The following is a 17442-nucleotide window of genomic DNA, read 5'->3' as shown; positions in this document are numbered from 1 at the left end:
CGCGCTCCCGCGGCCGCCGTAGAGTCCCTGCGATTCAGGCGAACTGCACCGCGTAGACGGGCGGCAGATGGGCCGACAGGCATTGCCAGTGGTCCCCGCCGTCCTCGGTCGCCCATAGCGCCCCGGTCGTCGATCCCATGGCAAGACGCTCGCCGGTGGCATCGACGGCCAGTCCATGGCGGTAGACCAGATCGTAGGCCGGCGGCGGCGGCAGGCCGTCATGCAGCGCTTCGAAAGAGCCCCCGCCATCGCGCGTGCGCGTCACCACCAGCCGCCCGTCCACCGGCACCCGGCATTCGTCCTTGACCGCCGGCACGAACCAGGCGGTATCGGGATCGCGCGGATGCACCGCCACCGCAAAGCCGAAGCTGGACGGGCTGGCCACCACGCGGCGCCATGACCGGCCGCCATCGGTGGAGCGGAAGATGCCGTCGTGATGCTGCACCCATAGCGCATCGGGCTGCGCCGCGCAGTGCGCCATGCGGTGGGGGTCCTGGATATTCGGATCCTCGCTGCGCTCGGGTGGCATATAGCCGGCGCTCATGCCGGCCGTGGTGGCGCGCCAGCTCTCGCCGCCATCGGTGGTCTGCCACACGCCGCCGCACGAGACCGCGACCGACACATGGCGGCTGTCGCGCGGATCGACGCAGATCGAATGGATGCCGGGATAGTCGTAGCCGCCGCCGAACCATTCGGCGCGCTCCGGCCGGTCCCACAAGGGGCGGTTCAGCGCCCAGCTCGCGCCGCCGTCGCGGGACTGGAAAAGGCCCCCCGGTATGGTGCCGGCCCATAGCACGCCCGGCTCGTCGGCGCCGCCCGTCTCCAGTGACCAGATCTGCTGCAGCGTCCACGGTGCCGGCGGCGGACGGTCGGGCTGGTCCGCGGCCGAAGCGGATGGTGCAGCGGCCATCTCGCCCTCGGGCTGCGGCGGATATTCCGGCGCCGCGCAGGCGGTCCAGGCCTGGGACCCGGACGGACGCCGCCACAGCTTCACGCCGAAGTGGCCGAGATTGAGCGCGGCGTACCAGGTGCCGTCGCGCGCGTCGGCCAGCGCGATGCTGACGGGTTCGCCGAGGAAATGCGTTTCGGCATGGTGCCAGCGGCCCTCGTGCTGACGGTGCAGCACCAGCAGTCCCTTGCGTGTGGCAACGAGAAGGCGATCGCTCATGTCGACAGGCTCCGTGGTTCAACCGCCGGACAACGCCTGCACCACGTAGACACGGCTCGCTTCGCCGACGTGGTCGCTCATCCGTCGGCGATCGCGTATGGCCGTGCCGTCGACGAATACGGCGACGTGCCGGCGCAACTGTCCCTGGTCATCGACGATGTAGTGGCGCAGTTCCGGCTGCAACTGGAATACCGCTTGCAGCGCGTCGTTCACGGTGCTCGCCCGCACTTCGCGATCGGGACTCGCGACGTGCCGCTGGATGGCAGGGGCAAAGACGATATGGGGCATGGCGGCAGTCCCGGCAAAACGACCCATCCAGTGTAGGACGCGAAATGCCGTTGCTTCGCAGCAATGCTGCGAATGGCGGGAATCGGCGAGAGGGGGAAAGCTGGGACGGCGCGGAAGGCGGCGCCAATGCGCGAAGCAAGCCGGCCGGAGAACCGGCGTCTTCACCGCGGACGGTGAAGACGCCGCCTGGCAGTCCTGTCTTTTTTGTGCGTTTGTCTACTGCATCGACGGCGCGCGTAGCCAGGCCGGCGCCGAAGTCGCGCATGACCTTTATCGAACACCCCGCAGCCATGCGCGGGTCGCAGTCTATCAATTCCTTCGCGGCCGCGGCGGCGTGGGGACAACGATTTTGGAACGTTGGCCAAATCGGCGCGCAAGTTGGCGAAAACGGCACCGGGCCTCCCCGGGCCAATTCAGCGCGCGGATATTCGGCAAGGGGAAAGCGAAAACGGGGAAAGCCGAAACGGCGGGATGCGGACGCGGCGTCCGAACTGAAGACTGCAAAAGGAAACGGAGGCCGAAGCCTCCGTTTCCTTTTCAACCTGGTGGCCTGGGACGGAATCGAACCGCCGACACAAGGATTTTCAATCCTCTGCTCTACCGACTGAGCTACCGGGCCAAAGAAGCGAAACTATAGCAGCGCTTTTTTTGACGGTCAACCCTTCGCAACGCATTTGACGATGAGAGGGGTAGCCCCGGCCTGACCTTACTGCTCCGCGGGCTCGGGCTTGTTGCGGCCCAGTTCGACGCCCAGCTGCTTGAGCTTGCGGTACAGGTGGGTACGCTCCAGGCCGGTCTTCTCGGCCACGCGCGTCATGCTGCCGTGCTCGCGCAGCAGGTGATATTCGAAGTAGGCCCGCTCGAACAGGTCGCGCGCCTCGCGCAGCGGCATGTCGAACGAGAAATGCATCTCGGCTTCGGGCAGGCGCTGGGCCGCACCGTTGGGCGCCGCCTCGGGCGCGGCGGCCTGAACCGGTTCGCGCGCCGCGTCCAGCGCCGGCGCGGCCGTGGCCGGAGTGCTGCGCGGCTTTTCGTGGCCGCGCGCCAGTCCCTGCTCCACCGCCGCCAGCAGTTTCTGCAGGGCGATCGGTTTTTCGAGGAAATTCAACGCGCCGATCTTGGTCGCCTCGACGGCGGTGTCGATGGTCGCGTGGCCCGACATCATGATGACGGGCATGGTGAGCTGGCCCTGCGAGGACCATTCCTTGAGCAGCGTAACGCCGTCGGTATCCGGCATCCAGATATCGAGCAGTACCAGATCCGGCGTATTGCCCGACCGATATTCGCGCGCTTTCTGGGCATTTTCGGCGACTTCGACCACATGGCCTTCGTCGCTGAGAATTTCCGAGAGCAATTCCCGGATACCCATTTCGTCATCGACTACGAGGATCGTTGCCATACTTCCCCTCTTAACCCCACCGCGGCGTTCCGGTACGGAGCGCTACTTTTTGACTATGCCAGTTTAACGAACAGGATGGAGATCTGCGCCCCGATAATCTCGGAGCCTTCCATGCGATTGCGCAATTCGATGCGCGCGCCATGCTCGTCTATGATCTTCTTTACCATCGCCAGGCCCAGACCGGTGCCTTTTGCCTTGGTGGTCACGTATGGTTCGAATGCGCGGCTCAAAATGCGCGGGGCGAATCCGGGGCCATTGTCCGCGATGGTTAACTTGACAGCCTGCCGATTTTCGCCGGCAGGGTCTTTGTATTCTACAGGCTCGGTGTGCAGAGCGATACGGGGCGCCGGCCGGGCCGCCGCGACGTTCTCCGCGACCGCATCCTGCGCGTTCTGCAGCAGGTTGTGAATGACCTGGCGCAACTGCGTGGGATCGCCCTTGATTTCGGGCAGCGAGGCGGCCAGGTGCGGATGGATGACCGCGTGTTCCTGCGAGGCCGGATCGTCGATGCCATACAGGTGCAGGACCTCGGCCACGAGCCCGTTGAGCTGCAGCGATTGCAGCATGGCCGGCGGCGTGCGCGCGTAGTCGCGGAAATCATCGACCATGCGTTTCATCGCGGCCACCTGGTTGACGATGGTGGTGGCGCCGCGCTTGAGCACCTCGGCCTCGGGACCATCGAGCTTGGGCGAGAGCTTCATCTGCAGGCGCTCGGCCGATAGCTGGATCGGCGTGAGCGGGTTCTTGATCTCGTGCGCCAGCCGGCGTGCCACCTCGCCCCACGCGACCGAACGCTGCGCCGAGATGACATCCGAAATATCGTCGAACACGACCACGTAGCCGGGCTCCGCGGTGTCGGTGAGCGTGCTGTCGCCACCGGGCAGGCGCGCGCCGCGCACCAGCAGCGTCAGCGGCTGTTCCTCGTCGCCCTGCGCGATCTCGATCTGCTTCTGCCAGTGTTCCGCGCCGCCCAGCATCTTGCTGGTGCTCTGCTCGGTAAATGCCTGGCGCACGATGTCGCCAAAGGCCTCCAGGCCCGGGATCCTGTCGATGCACTGCCCGACAGCGTCGCCGAAGGGCCGGCGGAAGATGCGTTCGGCGCCGGGGTTGGCCGTGACGAGCTCGAACTGGCGATCGAACACGAGCACGCCGGCGGTCAGGTTCTGCAGCACGCTCTCGAGGAACGCCTTCGAGTGCTCCAGCGCGGCGCGATTGGCCTCCACGGCCATGCGAGCCTCGGACAGCTGCCGCGTCATCATGTTGAACTGCTGGGTCAGCATGCCAAGTTCGTCGCGGCTCTTGAGCTCGCGCTTGGGCGAGAGGTCGCCCTCGGCCACTTCCTTGGTTCCCTGCAGCAGCATCAGCAGCGGCCGCGCCAGCTGCCCGCCGAGCAGCAGCGCAAGCATCACCGCGATGAACACCGCGAGAAACAGCGTGAGCGTCAGCGTGCCGATATACATCTTGCGCAGGCCCGTGCGGCCCAGCGCCTTTTCCTGGTACTCCTGATAGGCGCGCTGGACCTCGTCGGCATTGCGCGCCAGCACCGCGGGCACCGGATGGACGATCTGCAGGTAACGCTCCTCGCGGACGGTGTCGCCCAGGAGGCCGAACCCGATCGAGGCGGAATCCTCGGGACGGCGCTCGACCGACAGGCCCGATCCCGCCCATTGCCCCCGCAAGGTCGCCGAGCCCGCGCCGCTTTGCCCGGGCTGCGCACCCACGCCGCCATCGCCGCTGGCCGGTGCCGGGCCAAGCGGGATGATCACGCGCAGCCGGTACAGGTGCGTGCCGTCGGCGCGGTCGGCCGGCGCGTGATTGTCGGGGTCGCCCGCGGAAGGATCGGTGCCGCCCTCGACTGCCGCGTAGCCGCCGGCAAGGCGCGCCTGCTCGGCCAGCACCGCCGAGGGCAGGCTGGGTACCAGCGACACGTAGCTGCTCGATGCGCTGGCGATGACCCGGCCGCTGCCGGTGAAGATGGACGCTTCCTGCAGGCCGTATTGCTCGCGCAGCCGGTTCAGCTGCAGCGAACTGGTGGGCTCGGAAGACGCGGTGATCTGGTCGGCCATCTGCCTCGCCTTGCCCTGCACGTCGGCCAGCGCGCTATCGATGATGGAGCGGCCCAGGTTCAGCCCGGCCTCGAGCGCCGTTTCCACGCGCACGTCGAACCACGACTCGATGCTGCGCGAGACGAACTGCAGCGACACCAGATAGATCAGCACGCCCGGCAGCACGCCGACCACGCCGAAGAACACCGCGAGCTTGGTCATCAGGCGCGCGCCGAACTTGCCGCGTCGGTAGCGCACCCACAGCGTGATCGCCAGCGCGCCGATGATCAGCACCAGCAGCACGCCGATAACAAGGTTCACCTTGTACAGCAGCGTGAAATAGCGGTCGAAGAATTCGGTATTGGCCGATGCGCCGGCCAGCAGGCCCACCAGCACCAGCGCGAGAAAGACGATGATGCCGACCAGCACGCGCGAGACCACCCGTCGCAGGCGGCCGTCGAGGAAATTGCCGAGCCTGCGTTTCATGATCGCCGCGCGCGGCCGGCCATGCCCGGGATCGGGCTCCACGCCAGCGCGCGCAGGTTGGGTCCGGGGCGCTGTTCTCGCGCGGCCGGCGCCGAGGCGGGCGGCGTCGCGGCCGGCGGCGAGGCGGGCGAAGGCGGCGCACTGGCCGGTGCCGCGGGCGCAGGGGCCGCCGGCGCGGGGGCGGACGAAGGCGCGGGCGCGGGCAGCGGTGGCGAGGCCGGTGCGGGGAACGGAGGGGCGGGCGGCGTGGGCGGGGGCGGTGGCGGCGTGCGCGGCTCCAGCGAAACCGTGTAGTCGAACCGGCGCCATTCGGAGGCCAGATTCCAGTCGCGCGTGTTGACCGCGTTGATCTGGAACGGCTTGGGCAGTTGCGACAGGTCCAGCCGCATGCGCACTTCGGCCTGATAGGTCTCGCCCACCTTGACCACATTGCGCTCGAACACGCGCCAGCCGCGCACATGGCGGATAAAGTCGAGCGCGCCCTTGAGCCGCGTGAACGGCAGTTGCAGCCCGCCGGTGGACACGCGGTATTGCCGGGTGAGCGGATGGTAGGACAGCCGCACGCTGCGCGTCGTATTGACTGGCTTGTCGTCGAACCAGTACCAGCGCGGACGGCTCAACTGGAAGTCGATGGCGAAATACAGCGAGATGCCCTTGTGCAGCGCGTCTTCCAGGGCCGGGGTCAGTTCGAAGTCGAAGCTTGCGCTCAGGTCGAAGCCGCCCTCCTGGTAATCGATGCGGGCCTCCGTCACCTCGATGACCTGCGCGCTGGCGGTGGGCGGCAGCATCAGCAGCGCCCCCACCACGAGGACCGCCCACAGCAGGAAGCGCATCAGCCCAGCCCGGGCCCGGGATGGAGCGCGGGCCGCGCCGGCCGGATACGGGAGGGTCGCATTGTCGTCATGGACGCGGAAGACGGACAAGCGAAGCGATCTCGGCATCGGGCTGGCGGTAAGTGCTCAGGGGCGTTTCTGGAAGCGGGCGTAGAAGAAGCCGTCGTGATCCGACGGCAGGCTGGCGTGGCCGCCGGTCCCGCTACCAGCCACATCCCGCGTCTGCGTGCCGGGCAGCATCTGGCCGGGCGCCTGCAATCGTATCGCATCTGGTAGCTGGGCACCAAACCAGCGGGCCTGCTCCTCGCCCTCCGTTGGGAAAATAGAACAGGTCACATAGAGCAGGATGCCGCCCGGCTTGAGCAGGGGCCACAGCTGCGAAACGATGCGGCGCTGTTCGTTCACGAGGCGCGCGATATCGTCTTCGCGCCGCACCCAGCGGATATCGGGATGGCGGCGCACGATGCCCGAGGCCGAGCACGGCACGTCGGCCAGGATGCGGTCGAAGGGCTCGCCGTCCCACCACGTCTGGGGCCGGCTGGCATCGCCGACCACGATCTCGGCCTGCTGCGACAGCCGCGCCAGGTTCTCCTCGATGCGCTCGGCGCGCACCGCGTCGCTCTCCACCGCGGTCACGTGGACCCGCGCGAGCTCCAGCAGATGGCCTGTCTTGCCGCCGGGCGCCGCGCAGGCATCGAGCACGCGCATGCCATCGGCCAGTTCCAGCAGCGGAGCGGCCAGCTGCGCGCCGGCATCCTGCACCGACACGTCCCCCGCGTCGAAGCCGGGAATCATCGATACGGGGAACGGGCGAACCAGCCGCACCGCCTGCGGGCCGATGGCGCGCGCCGCCATGCCGGCATCGGCCACGCGTCCCAGATAGTCCTGCACGGATACGCGCGCGGTATTGACGCGCAGCGTCATCGGCGGCCGCGTGTTGGCATGCTCGGCCAGCGCCTGCCACTGCTGGGGATACGCCTCGCGCAGCGTGCGCAGCCACCACGGCGGCAGGTTCCAGCGTGCCTCCTCGTCCTGGCGCGCATCGGCCAGCAGCGCATTGCGCTCGCGCACGAAGCGGCGCAGCACCGCGTTGACCATGCCGCGCGCATGCGCGGTCTTCGGTTCGGAGGCGGCGGCGCTCACTGCTTGGTCCACCACCGTGAAATCGGTGTAGCCGCCGCGGTCCCGGTCGTTGTCGCTCGCCTTGTCGTCGCTGCCACGCTTGCCTTCGTTGTCGATCAGCAGGGTCAGGGCCACCGCGAGCAGAGAGTCCACCAGTGCGCCCGGCGGGCGCGACACCATGCGCGTGACCAGCAGGCGCACGGTGCCGAACTGCCGCATGGTGCGGTAGGCCAGGTCCTGCAGCGCGCCGCGCGTGGCGGCGTCGGCCTGGCGGTCCAGCCGGAATTGCGACGCGGCGGCCTCGATGGCCTGCGGCAGCGCGCTGCCTTCGTTGACGCCGCGCACGGCGGCGGCGGCGGCCAGCATTTGGAAAGCTAGGGATTCACGAGGCAGGCGCATGACTTCAATACGGAAATGCCGGCACGGCCGGCGGGAACGACGAATACGGCGGGAGCGGAATCAGGTCAGGCAGGCGGCGAGCCCCTTGGCAAAACGGCTGCCCAAATAAAAGCCCGCCGATTCCACGCGGAATACGGCGGGCAGTTTACCCTGTGCGCGCATGGCGCCTGCCCGGGGCGGCTTGCCGATGCCACCGCGGCGTCGCCCGCGCCCTCGTCAGAGTGGATAGGTGCCGGTCTGCGCCATCTGCATCAGCCGCGCGACACGCTCCTCGGTGGACGGGTGCGTCGAGAACAGATTGGCGATGCCGCCGCCCGACAGCGGGTTCATGATCATCATCTGCGCCGTGGACGGATTGGCTTCGGCCGCCTGGAACGGGATGCCCTGCGCATAGCGGTGGATCTTGTCCAGCGCCATCGCCAGCGCCTGCGGATCGCCGCTGATCTGTGCGCCGCCGCGGTCCGCCTCGAACTCGCGCGCCCGCGAGATCGCCATCTGGATCAGCGAGGCCGCCAGCGGTGCCAGGATGGCCACCGCGATGCCGGCGATCGGATTCGTCCGGTTGCCTTCGGCATCGCGCCCGCCGAAGAACATGGCGAAGTTGGCGAGCGCCGCGATGGCGCCGGCCATGGTCGCGGCGATGGTCGAGATCAGGATATCGCGGTGCTGCACGTGGGCCAGCTCGTGCGCCATCACGCCGCGCAGTTCGCGGTCCGACAGCACGCGCATGATGCCCGTGGTGGCCGCCACCGCGGCGTTCTCGGGATTGCGGCCCGTGGCGAAGGCGTTGGGCGCGTCCTCGTCGATCAGGTAGACGCGCGGCATGGGCAGGTTGGCGCGCTGCGCCAGGTCCTGCACCATCGCATAGAACTGGGGCGCGGTGCTGGCATCGACCTCGCGCGCGTTGTACATGCGCAGGACCAGCTTGTCCGAGAACCAGTACGAAAAGAAGTTCATGCCCAGCGCCATCACCAGCGCGAACATCATGCCGCTGCGCCCGCCGATCATGCCGCCGATGACGATGAACAGCGCCGTGATGGCCGCCATCAGCATGAAGGTCTTGACCCAGTTGAACATTGCAGTGATCTCCGTGACATCGTCGTGCCGCGCGGTGGTCCCGTAGCGGGCCACGCCGCCCGGAATTCGGAGCGGGGCGCGGTGTCACTTAGATGATGCCGCGGCCTGTGAATTCAACCTTTTTGGACGAATGGCCCCGGGGTGGCGCAACGTGCCGGGCGGGGGCGCGAGGTGCGGCGCGGGACCGCTTCGGGGGCTAGTCGGCCCGCTGGGGCAGCACGCACAGCGTGCCGGCCGGCATGGGCATGCCCTGCAGGAATTCGCGCGCCGGCAGGCGGCGCCCGCCGGGCTTCTGGAGCAGAGTGACGCGCAGCGCGCCCTCGCCGCAGGCGATCACCACGCCGTCGGCATCGGCCGCGAGCACGGTGCCGGGTTCGCCCCCGGCCTCGATGGCCTGCGCCTGCCAGCACTTGATGGCGGTGTCGCCCACCTGCACCGTCGCGCCCGGAAACGGATCGAAGGCGCGCACCTGGCGCGCCAGCTCGGCGGCGGGCCGGCGCAGATCCAGGCGCGCCTCGTCCTTGCCGATCTTCTCGGCATAGGTGACGCCCGCCTCCGGCTGCGGCGTCGCGGCCAACCCGCCCTCGGCCCGCAGCCGGCGCAGCGCGTCGACGATCATCCGCGCGCCGAGCGCGGCCAGCGTGTCATGCAGTTGCGCCGTGGTCGTGTCCGGCCCGATGGGCACGGCCTCGCGCGCGATCATGGCGCCGGTATCGAGCCCTTCGTCCATCTGCATCAGGGTGATGCCGGTCTCGGCGTCGCCCGCCTCGATGGCGCGGTGGATCGGTGCGGCGCCGCGCCAGCGCGGCAGCAGCGAGGCGTGGATATTCAGGCAGCCGTGGCGCGGCAGTGCCAGCACCTCGGCCGGCAGGATCAACCCGTAGGCCGCGACCACCATCACGTCGGGCGCGCAGGCGGCCAGCGCATCGACAGCGGCGCCGGCCTCCTCGGGATACTTGCCATGCCGGCGCAGCGAACGCGGCTGCAGGATGGGCGCGAGACCCTGCGCGACGGCGTACTGCTTGACGGGACTGGCCTGCAACTGCATGCCGCGACCGGCGGGCCGGTCCGGCTGGCTCAGCACCGCCACCACCGGAAAGCCGGCCGCGTGGATCGCCTCGAGCGCGGCCCGGGCGAATTCCGGCGTGCCGGCAAACGCCACGCGCAGGGCGCCGGCATGCGGTGCGGGCGTGGCGGAGTCGAGGGGGAAGGCGGAGTCTGACATCGGCGGTTCGCGTGAGAGGGGTCCGGAAAACGGCACCGGCCGCGTGGGCGGCCGGCTCGGGTGCTTGCGAAGCGTTGGGGCGCCGGCTTACATGCGGCTGCGCGAGCGCTTCTGCAGCTTGGACTTGATGCGGTTGACCTTCAGCGGCGACAGGTATTCCACGAAGACCTTGCCCTTCAGGTGATCCATTTCGTGCTGGATGCAGACGGCGAGCAGGTCGTCCGCGTCGAGCTCGAAGGTCTCGCCCTTTTCGTTCAGCGCCCGTACCCGCACGCGGTCGGGGCGTTCCACGCGGTCGTAGACCTCGGGCACCGACAGGCAGCCCTCTTCCCATACCTTTCGGTTGTCGCTGGCCCAGACGATCTCGGGATTGATGAACACGCGCAGCTCGTCGCGGGTCTCCGAGGTATCGATGACGATGACCTGTTCGTGCACGTCGACCTGCGTCGCGGCCAGGCCGATGCCGGGCGCCTCGTACATCGTCTCGGCCATGTCCTTGACCAGTTGGCGAATGCGGTCATCCACTTCGGCCACGGGTTTGGCGACGATATGCAGGCGGGGATCGGGGTAGGTCAGGATGTCCAGTTTAGCCATGATGCGGGGGCGCAACGCCGGCGATGATGCCCGTGAGGGCCGCGTTGCGGCGGCAGGGGTTTACATGCAGAATCGGGGCGCAAGTACAAAAATTCAAGGCGCGCCGCAAGCAGGCACGCTCTCCAGGGTCAATCCGGTCCAGCCACGGGCCGGTCAGGAAAATGCGCGATCTTACCAAAGAACACCAGGCGGTGTCGGGCCGCGGGTTGCCCACGTTCGCACTCCTGATGCTCGGCGCCGCCGGCATCACCTTCCCCTCCTCCCAGGCCGTTTCGGCCGACCTCCCCGTCACTCCAGCACAGCACGCCCAGGCCGATCTCGCGGCGCGGCAGGGGATACCCGCGAGCGATCTGGCCGCGGGTGCGCCCTCGCAGTACCGGGTACGCAAGGGCGACACGCTGTGGGGCATCTCGTCCCAATTCCTGCGCCAGCCCTGGCGCTGGCCCGAGCTGTGGGGCATGAATCGGCAGCAGATCCGCAATCCCCACCTGATCTATCCCGGCCAGGTGCTGTACCTGATCCAGCGCGACGGGCGCGCCTGGCTGTCCACCGCGCCCGCAGCCGCCGCCGGCGACGTGGTACGGCTCTCGCCCGGTGTGCGCGACGGCGATGCGCAGGCCAGCGCCATCGCCAGCATCCCGGCCGGCGATATCGAGCCTTTCCTCATCCGCCCGCTGGTGGTGGACCAGGGCACGCTGGACACGTCGGCCCGCATCGTCGCCCTGCCCGAGGCCCGGGTCTACATGGGGCGCGGCGATACCGCCTATGCGCGGGGCATCGTCGGCGACGCGGCGGGCAGCGACTGGCAGGCGTACAAGCCCGTCAGCCCGATCAGCGATCCGCGCACGGGCAAGGTGCTTGGCTACGAGGCGCAATACCAGGGCAACGTGCGGCTGGTGCGGGGACCGCAGGGACCCGATGCGGTATCCACCGTCACCGTCACGCAGGCGGTGCAGGAGATGGGGCCCGGCACGCTGCTGATGCCGCAGCCGGCGCGCGAGCCCGTGCGCTACGTGCCCCATGCGCCGGCGTCGGCCGTGGACGGCGTCGTGGCCGCGGTCTACGGCGGCGTCAAGTACGGCGGGGCCAAGCAGGTGGTGGTGCTCAACGTGGGTAGCGCGGCGGGACTGGAGCCGGGCACGGTGCTGGCGCTGTCGCGCACCGGCGGCGTGGTCAGGGATGTCACCGACAACGCGCGTCCCATCACGCTGCCCAACGAGCGCTATGGCCTCGCCTTCGTGTTCCGCGTGTTTCCGGGACTGGCCTATGCGCTGGTGACGGACGCGTCCAACACGGTCGAGGTCGGCGACCAGGTCACCTCGCCGCGTTGAGCGGATCTTGAGCGTTCCCCTCGTCCCGGCGGCCGCGGCCGCCGCCACCACGCGCGATCCCGACGAGGTCGCCGCGTGGTTGCGGCTGACCATGGCCCCGGGCCTGCGCCCGGCCACCGTACGGCGGCTGCTCGCCCTCTTCGGCCTGCCCGAGCGGATGTTGCGCCTGGGCGCGGCGCGCTTGGCCACCGTGCTGCCGGCGCCCGCGGCGCGCGCCCTGCTGGCCCCACCGGACGCCCGCATGGCGGCACTGATCGCGCGCACCGTCGCGTGGCTGCGCGAGCCGGGTCACCATCTGGTGACGCTCGCGGACGGCGCCTATCCCCGCGCGCTGCTGGACCTGGCCGATGCGCCGCCGTTGCTGCATGTGCGCGGCGACCTGGCCGCACTGCACGGCCAGGCGGTGGCCATCGTCGGCGCGCGCAATGCCACGTTGCAGGGCGGGCGCGATGCCCGCGCCGTCGCCCAGGCGCTGTCCGGCTCGGGCGTGACGGTGGTGTCCGGCATGGCGCTGGGCATCGACGCCGCCGCGCATGCGGGCGCGCTCGATGCCGCGGGCGCCACCGTCGCCGTGGTTGGCACGGGCGTGGACGTGGTCTATCCGTCCCGCCATCGGGTGCTGGCCGACCGTATCGCGGGACAGGGCGCCATCGTCAGCGAGTTCGCGCTCGGCACGCCGCCGCGGGCGCACCACTTCCCCCAGCGCAACCGCATCATCGCGGCCCTGTCGCGCGGCGTGCTGGTGGTAGAGGCGGCGCTGCGCTCGGGCTCGCTGATCACGGCGAGGCTGGCGGCCGAACTCGGGCGCGATGTCTTCGCCATGCCGGGCTCGATCCACGCGCCGCTTGCGCGCGGCTGCCACCGGCTGATCCGCGACGGCGCCGCGCTGGTCGAAAGCGCGCAGGACGTGCTGGACGAACTGGGCCTCGGCCGCCGCGCGTCGCCGCCAAAGGGTTCGGCGCGCCCCGCCGTGACGGCGGTTCCCGCCGATGCGCTCGGCGCCGCCCTTGCCCACGATCCCCTGACGATCGACGCCATCTGCGAGCGTTGCGGGCTGAGCCCGGAGGCCGTGGTCGCCGAACTTTTCCGGCTGGAAATGGACGGAGGGGTGGAACGCCTGCCGGGCGGCCGGTATCGGCGCCTGGCCGCGCAATAAGGGGACTCGCGCGGCAAGCCGCTACAATCCCCTGATGTCGAGTGGCTGAAAAGCCTCATGTTTACTGGCCCATGACCGTTTACTTCCCCGAGCACGATCTGCCCGCACTGGCGCAGGCGCTGGCGCAACGCCCCGGTGGCCGCCTGGTGGCGTGCCTGTGCGCGGACTGGTGCGGCACGTGCAAGGAATATCTGGTGGCATTCCGGGGGCTGGCCGAGCGCTGCCCCGACGATTGCTTTGTGTGGATCGATATCGAAACCCATGCCGACCGGCTTGGCGATATCGACGTCGAGAATTTTCCGACCGTGCTGGTGCAGGGCGTGGGCGCCGCCGAACCGCAGTTTTATGGCACCCTGCTGCCGCATATCGAAACGCTGGAGCGCATGCTGGCGCGCGGCGGCGCGATGCATGCGGCGGGCGCCGGGGCGCCGGACGTGCTGGGCTGGCTGGCGCCCGGGGCCGGCTTGCACCGGCCTTGACAGCCCGCTTATTATTGGCGCCTCGTGGCTCCCGGGAGCCTCAAAGCGTCTGTTTACATATAGTGCAGTGCAATTCGCGGGTCGCCACGACGGCGGCCGGCAAGGATCCCTTCCATGTCTAAAGCCCTCATCATCGCGGAAAAGCCATCGGTTGCCGCCGATATCGCGCGCGCCCTCGGGGGCTTTACCAAGCACGACGAGTACTTCGAAAGCGATGACTACGTGCTGTCGTCGGCGGTGGGCCACCTCGTGGAAATTGCCGCGCCGGACGACTACGAGGTCAAGCGTGGCAAGTGGAGCTTCGCCAATCTGCCCGTGATCCCGCCGCACTTCGACCTGCGCCCCATCGCCAAGTCCGAGTCGCGCCTGAAGGTGCTGAACCGGCTGATCAAGCGCAAGGACGTGACCCGCCTGATCAATGCCTGCGACGCGGGGCGCGAGGGCGAACTGATCTTCCGGCTGATCGTGCAGCAGGCCAAGGCCAAGCAGCCGATCCAGCGCCTGTGGCTGCAGTCCATGACGCCCGCGGCGATCCGCGACGGCTTCGCCAGCCTGCGCGAGGACGCCGACATGCTGCCGCTGGCCGATGCCGCGCGCTGCCGCTCGGAGGCCGACTGGCTGGTGGGCATCAACGGCACGCGTGCGATGACCGCGTTCAACAGCAAGGGCGGCGGCTTTTTCCTGACCACGGTGGGCCGCGTGCAGACGCCCACGCTGTCGATCGTGGTGGAGCGCGAGGAGAAGATCAAACACTTCGTGCCGCGCGACTACTGGGAGGTGCGCGCCGAGTTCATCGCCGCCGCCGGCCTGTACGAAGGGCGCTGGTTCGATCCGAAGTTCAAGAAGAACGAGTTCGATCCCGAGGCGCGCGAGTCGCGGCTGTGGAGCGAGGCCGAGGCCAAGAGCATCGTCGCCGCCTGCCGCGACAAGACCGGCACGGTGACCGAGGAGTCCAAGCCCACCACGCAGCAGTCGCCGGCGCTGTTCGACCTGACCAGCCTGCAGCGCGAGGCCAATTCCCGCTTCGGCTTCTCGGCCAAGAACACGCTGGGCCTGGCGCAGGCGCTGTATGAAAAGCACAAGGTGCTGACCTACCCGCGTACCGATTCGCGCGCGCTGCCCGAGGACTACCTTGGCACGGTCAAGGACACCATGGAGATGCTGGCCGACAGCTCGCCGAACTATCTGCCGCATGCGAAGAAGGTGCTCAACAACGGCTGGGTCAAGCCGAACAAGCGCATCTTCGACAACAGCAAGATCAGCGACCACTTCGCCATCATCCCGACGCTGCAGGCGCCCAAGAACCTGTCCGAGCCCGAGCAGAAGCTGTACGACCTGGTGGTGCGCCGCTTCCTGGCGGTGTTCTTCCCCGCGGCCGAATTCCAGGTCACCACGCGTGTGACCGAGGTCGCCGGCCACCACTTCAAGACCGAAGGCAAGGTGCTGGTCAATCCGGGCTGGCTGGTGATCTATGGTCGCGAGGCGCAGGGCGACGAGGCCAACCTGGTGGCCGTGGCCAAGGACGAGAAGGTCAAGACCGACAAGGTCGAATCGGTGGGCCTGACCACCAAGCCGCCGGCGCGCTACAACGAAGCGTCGCTGCTGTCGGCGATGGAAGGCGCCGGCAAGCTGGTGGACGACGACGCGCTGCGCGAGGCCATGGCGGGCAAGGGGCTGGGTACGCCGGCCACGCGCGCGGCCATCATCGAGGGCCTGCTCACCGAGAAATACCTGGTGCGCGAGGGCCGCGAACTGATTCCCACGGCCAAGGCGTTCCAGCTGATGACGCTGCTGCGCGGGCTGGGCGTGCAGGAGCTGACCCAGGCCGAGCTGACCGGCGAGTGGGAGCACAAGCTGGCGCAGATCGAGCGCGGGCGCCTCAAGCGCGACGAGTTCATGCGCGAGATCGCGCAGATGACGCAGCAGATCGTCAAGCGGGCCAAGGAGTACGACAGCGACACCATCCCGGGCGACTACGCGACGCTATCCACGCCGTGTCCGGAGTGCGGCAGCCAGGTGCGCGAGAACTACCGCCGCTTTGCCTGCACCGCGTGCGATTTCTCGATCAGCAAGATTCCCGGCGGCCGCCAGTTCGAGCTGGAGGAAGTGGAAGAGCTGCTGCGCGAGAAGACCATCGGGCCGCTGCAGGGCTTCCGCAGCAAGATGGGCCGGCCCTTCGCCGCCATCCTCAAGCTCGCGAAGGACGACGACGGCCACTACAAGATGGAGTTCGACTTCGGCCAGAACGACGACGACAACGACGGCGAGCCGATCGACTTCAGCGGCCAGGAGCCGGTGGGCAGCTGCCCGAAGTGCGCCGGTGCGGTGTTCGAGCACGGCATGAAATACGTCTGCGAGAACACGGTCGCCAACCCCAAGACCTGCGACTTCACGACCGGCAAGATCATCCTGCAGCAGGAGATCTCGCGCGAGCAGATCGGCAAGCTGCTCACCGATGGCCGCACCGACCTGCTGACCGGCTTCAAGTCGTCGCGCACGGGCCGCAACTTCAAGGCGTACCTGGTCAAGCAGCCCGACGGCAAGATCGGCTTCGAATTCGAGGCGCGCGAACCCAAGGCCGGCGCCAAGACGGCCGCCAAGGGCGGCGCCCGGGCCGCGGCGAAGACGGCCGGCAAGGACGAGGAAGCGGCAGCGCCGGCCAAGGCGGCGGCGAAGAAGGCTCCGGCCAAGGCGGCGGCCAAAACCGCCACCAAGGCGGCCGCGAAGAAGACGCGGCCGGCCGGCAAGGCCAAGGCCACGGCCGACGCCGAGGAGTAAGTCCGGAGCCGGTGCCGGCAGGTGCCCGGCGGGCCCTAGCCGGTGCCGCTCTTGGCGCGGCCTTCCTCCAGCAGGAAATCGATGAATGCCCGCGCCTTGGTGGGCAGGAACTTGCGGCTGGGATAGACCACGCTGATATCGCGGCGCGGCAATTGGTACTGCGGCAGGATGTGCGTCAGCCGTCCGGATTCGATCGCGGGCCGCGCCAGGTATGACGACAGCATGGCTACGCCCATGTCGGCCAGCGCCGCCTGGTGCGCCAGTTCCGCGTTGCTGCACAGCAGGCCGGGGCGGATCGGCACGGTTACCTGCCCCTCGGGACCTGACAGGGTCCATACATGATCGACATTGGGCAGGCGCAGCGCGATGCAGCGGTGGTGCGTCAGGTCGTGCGCGTGGCGCAGCGGCGGGCCGTCGCGCAGATAGGCCGGTGACGCGCACAGGATGATCTCGGCGGACAGCAGCGGGCGCGCGACCAGATGCGAACCCAGTCCCAGGTCGGACAGCACCACCCCCACGTCCCGCCCCTCCTCGACGATATCGATGATGCGGTCCGACAACTGCACGTCGAACACCACGTCGGGATACGTCTCCTGGAATTTCGCCAGCATCGGCGGCAGCAGGTGCAGCCCGAACATCACCGGGGTGACGATCCTCAGCGTCCCTGACAGCGATTGTCCGCGCGCGGTGACGATCGATTCCGCTTCCTCCACATCGTCCAGGATCTGTTGGCAGCGCTGCAGATAGGTCTCGCCGGCGTCGGTCAGCGACAGGCTGCGGGTGGTGCGATTGAGCAGCCGCGTACCCAGATGGCTCTCCAGGTCGGCGACGTAGCGGGTCACCACCGCGTTCGACATTTCCAATTGCTGCGCCGCACGCGCAAAGCTGCCTAGCTCGACAACCTTGGAGAACACGCGCATCGATTGAAGCCGGTCCATGACATAGTCTCCCTCCCGTTCGGTCGATTTTTTATAAAACGGGGACGTTTGTTGTTGAAATTAGAACTAATCATTGTGGACGCCAATATTTATTCATATGAGGGAAATGCCTAATATCCAGCCA

The 17442-nt window shown here is 68.5% G+C and carries 14 protein-coding genes and 1 tRNA gene; 4 read left to right on the top strand and 11 right to left on the bottom strand.

All coding sequences use genetic code 11. From position 1 onward, the window contains the following. Positions 1 to 34: 34 nt before the first annotated feature. From LDO27_RS22790 to def, 10 genes are all read right to left on the bottom strand, one after another. Positions 35 to 1168, bottom strand: a complete 1134-nt coding sequence (locus tag LDO27_RS22790; RefSeq protein WP_224044143.1) for a WD40/YVTN/BNR-like repeat-containing protein — start codon at positions 1166 to 1168, stop codon at positions 35 to 37. Between the two features lie 18 nt (positions 1169 to 1186). Next, entirely contained in the window at positions 1187 to 1456 is a 270-nt protein-coding gene (locus LDO27_RS22785) for a MoaD/ThiS family protein (protein ID WP_222203049.1), read from the bottom strand. Positions 1457 to 1999: 543 nt separating this feature from the next. Further along, positions 2000 to 2075 (bottom strand) — tRNA-Phe (locus LDO27_RS22780). Positions 2076 to 2162: 87 nt separating this feature from the next. Next, entirely contained in the window at positions 2163 to 2855 is a 693-nt protein-coding gene (locus tag LDO27_RS22775; RefSeq protein WP_222203046.1) for a response regulator, read from the bottom strand. A 53-nt stretch (positions 2856 to 2908) separates the two neighbouring features. Continuing rightward, positions 2909 to 5386 (bottom strand): sensor histidine kinase, encoded by a 2478-nt coding sequence (locus tag LDO27_RS22770; protein WP_224044142.1) that lies wholly within the window; start codon positions 5384 to 5386, stop codon positions 2909 to 2911. Continuing rightward, positions 5383 to 6327 (bottom strand): DUF4390 domain-containing protein, encoded by a 945-nt coding sequence (locus LDO27_RS22765; protein WP_224044141.1) that lies wholly within the window; start codon positions 6325 to 6327, stop codon positions 5383 to 5385. Before LDO27_RS22765 ends, LDO27_RS22770 begins: the two co-directional genes overlap by 4 nt. 18 nt (positions 6328 to 6345) lie before the next feature. Further along, positions 6346 to 7740 (bottom strand): 16S rRNA (cytosine(967)-C(5))-methyltransferase RsmB, encoded by a 1395-nt coding sequence (gene rsmB / locus LDO27_RS22760; protein WP_224044140.1) that lies wholly within the window; start codon positions 7738 to 7740, stop codon positions 6346 to 6348. Positions 7741 to 7956: 216 nt separating this feature from the next. After that, positions 7957 to 8817 (bottom strand): zinc metalloprotease HtpX, encoded by an 861-nt coding sequence (gene htpX / locus LDO27_RS22755; RefSeq protein ID WP_222203038.1) that lies wholly within the window; start codon positions 8815 to 8817, stop codon positions 7957 to 7959. 196 nt (positions 8818 to 9013) lie between these two features. Continuing rightward, entirely contained in the window at positions 9014 to 10042 is a 1029-nt protein-coding gene (fmt, locus tag LDO27_RS22750) for a methionyl-tRNA formyltransferase (protein ID WP_224044139.1), read from the bottom strand. A gap of 87 nt (positions 10043 to 10129) precedes the next feature. Further along, positions 10130 to 10636 carry a peptide deformylase gene (gene def / locus LDO27_RS22745; protein WP_222203034.1) on the bottom strand — a complete coding sequence of 169 codons (507 nt, stop codon included), beginning with the start codon at positions 10634 to 10636 and terminating at the stop codon, positions 10130 to 10132. 161 nt (positions 10637 to 10797) lie between these two features. On the opposite strand from def, the gene LDO27_RS22740 reads away from it, so the two are divergent. The 4 genes from LDO27_RS22740 to LDO27_RS22725 all read left to right on the top strand — a co-directional run bounded on the left by LDO27_RS22740 (position 10798) and on the right by LDO27_RS22725 (position 16380). Further along, positions 10798 to 11967, top strand: a complete 1170-nt coding sequence (locus LDO27_RS22740; RefSeq protein ID WP_224044137.1) for a LysM peptidoglycan-binding domain-containing protein — start codon at positions 10798 to 10800, stop codon at positions 11965 to 11967. Between the two features lie 91 nt (positions 11968 to 12058). Continuing rightward, positions 12059 to 13123: a DNA-processing protein DprA gene (gene dprA / locus LDO27_RS22735; RefSeq protein WP_224044170.1), complete on the top strand. Its 1065-nt coding sequence runs from the start codon at positions 12059 to 12061 to the stop codon at positions 13121 to 13123. Between the two features lie 71 nt (positions 13124 to 13194). Next, positions 13195 to 13602, top strand: coding sequence for a thioredoxin family protein (locus tag LDO27_RS22730; RefSeq protein WP_224044135.1), 408 nt, complete (start codon positions 13195 to 13197; stop codon positions 13600 to 13602). Between the two features lie 114 nt (positions 13603 to 13716). Further along, entirely contained in the window at positions 13717 to 16380 is a 2664-nt protein-coding gene (locus tag LDO27_RS22725; protein WP_222203027.1) for a DNA topoisomerase III, read from the top strand. A gap of 35 nt (positions 16381 to 16415) precedes the next feature. On the opposite strand, the gene LDO27_RS22720 is transcribed toward LDO27_RS22725, so the two are convergent. Further along, positions 16416 to 17318 (bottom strand): LysR family transcriptional regulator, encoded by a 903-nt coding sequence (locus tag LDO27_RS22720; protein WP_224044133.1) that lies wholly within the window; start codon positions 17316 to 17318, stop codon positions 16416 to 16418. Between the last annotated feature and the right edge of the window lie 124 nt (positions 17319 to 17442).

It is taken from the genome of Cupriavidus respiraculi (assembly GCF_914271545.1).
Taxonomy (GTDB): domain Bacteria; phylum Pseudomonadota; class Gammaproteobacteria; order Burkholderiales; family Burkholderiaceae; genus Cupriavidus; species Cupriavidus respiraculi.
The sequence above is the reverse complement of the archived record's forward strand: the minus strand, read 5'-3'. Positions and strand labels throughout refer to the sequence as shown.

Bases quoted from the DNA above. Each gene is read 5' to 3' on its own strand.
- htpX (WP_222203038.1), bottom strand. From the start codon at position 8,817: ATGTTCAACTGGGTCAAGACCTTCATGCTGATGGCGGCCATCACGGCG.
- LDO27_RS22770 (WP_224044142.1), bottom strand. From the start codon at position 5,386: ATGAAACGCAGGCTCGGCAATTTCCTCGACGGCCGCCTGCGACGGGTG.
- LDO27_RS22725 (WP_222203027.1), top strand. From the start codon at position 13,717: ATGTCTAAAGCCCTCATCATCGCGGAAAAGCCATCGGTTGCCGCCGAT.
- def (WP_222203034.1), bottom strand. From the start codon at position 10,636: ATGGCTAAACTGGACATCCTGACCTACCCCGATCCCCGCCTGCATATC.
- LDO27_RS22730 (WP_224044135.1), top strand. From the start codon at position 13,195: ATGACCGTTTACTTCCCCGAGCACGATCTGCCCGCACTGGCGCAGGCG.
- rsmB (WP_224044140.1), bottom strand. From the start codon at position 7,740: ATGCGCCTGCCTCGTGAATCCCTAGCTTTCCAAATGCTGGCCGCCGCC.
- LDO27_RS22790 (WP_224044143.1), bottom strand. From the start codon at position 1,168: ATGAGCGATCGCCTTCTCGTTGCCACACGCAAGGGACTGCTGGTGCTG.
- dprA (WP_224044170.1), top strand. From the start codon at position 12,059: ATGGCCCCGGGCCTGCGCCCGGCCACCGTACGGCGGCTGCTCGCCCTC.
- LDO27_RS22765 (WP_224044141.1), bottom strand. From the start codon at position 6,327: ATGCCGAGATCGCTTCGCTTGTCCGTCTTCCGCGTCCATGACGACAAT.
- LDO27_RS22720 (WP_224044133.1), bottom strand. From the start codon at position 17,318: ATGGACCGGCTTCAATCGATGCGCGTGTTCTCCAAGGTTGTCGAGCTA.
- fmt (WP_224044139.1), bottom strand. From the start codon at position 10,042: ATGTCAGACTCCGCCTTCCCCCTCGACTCCGCCACGCCCGCACCGCAT.
- LDO27_RS22775 (WP_222203046.1), bottom strand. From the start codon at position 2,855: ATGGCAACGATCCTCGTAGTCGATGACGAAATGGGTATCCGGGAATTG.
- LDO27_RS22785 (WP_222203049.1), bottom strand. From the start codon at position 1,456: ATGCCCCATATCGTCTTTGCCCCTGCCATCCAGCGGCACGTCGCGAGT.
- LDO27_RS22740 (WP_224044137.1), top strand. From the start codon at position 10,798: ATGCGCGATCTTACCAAAGAACACCAGGCGGTGTCGGGCCGCGGGTTG.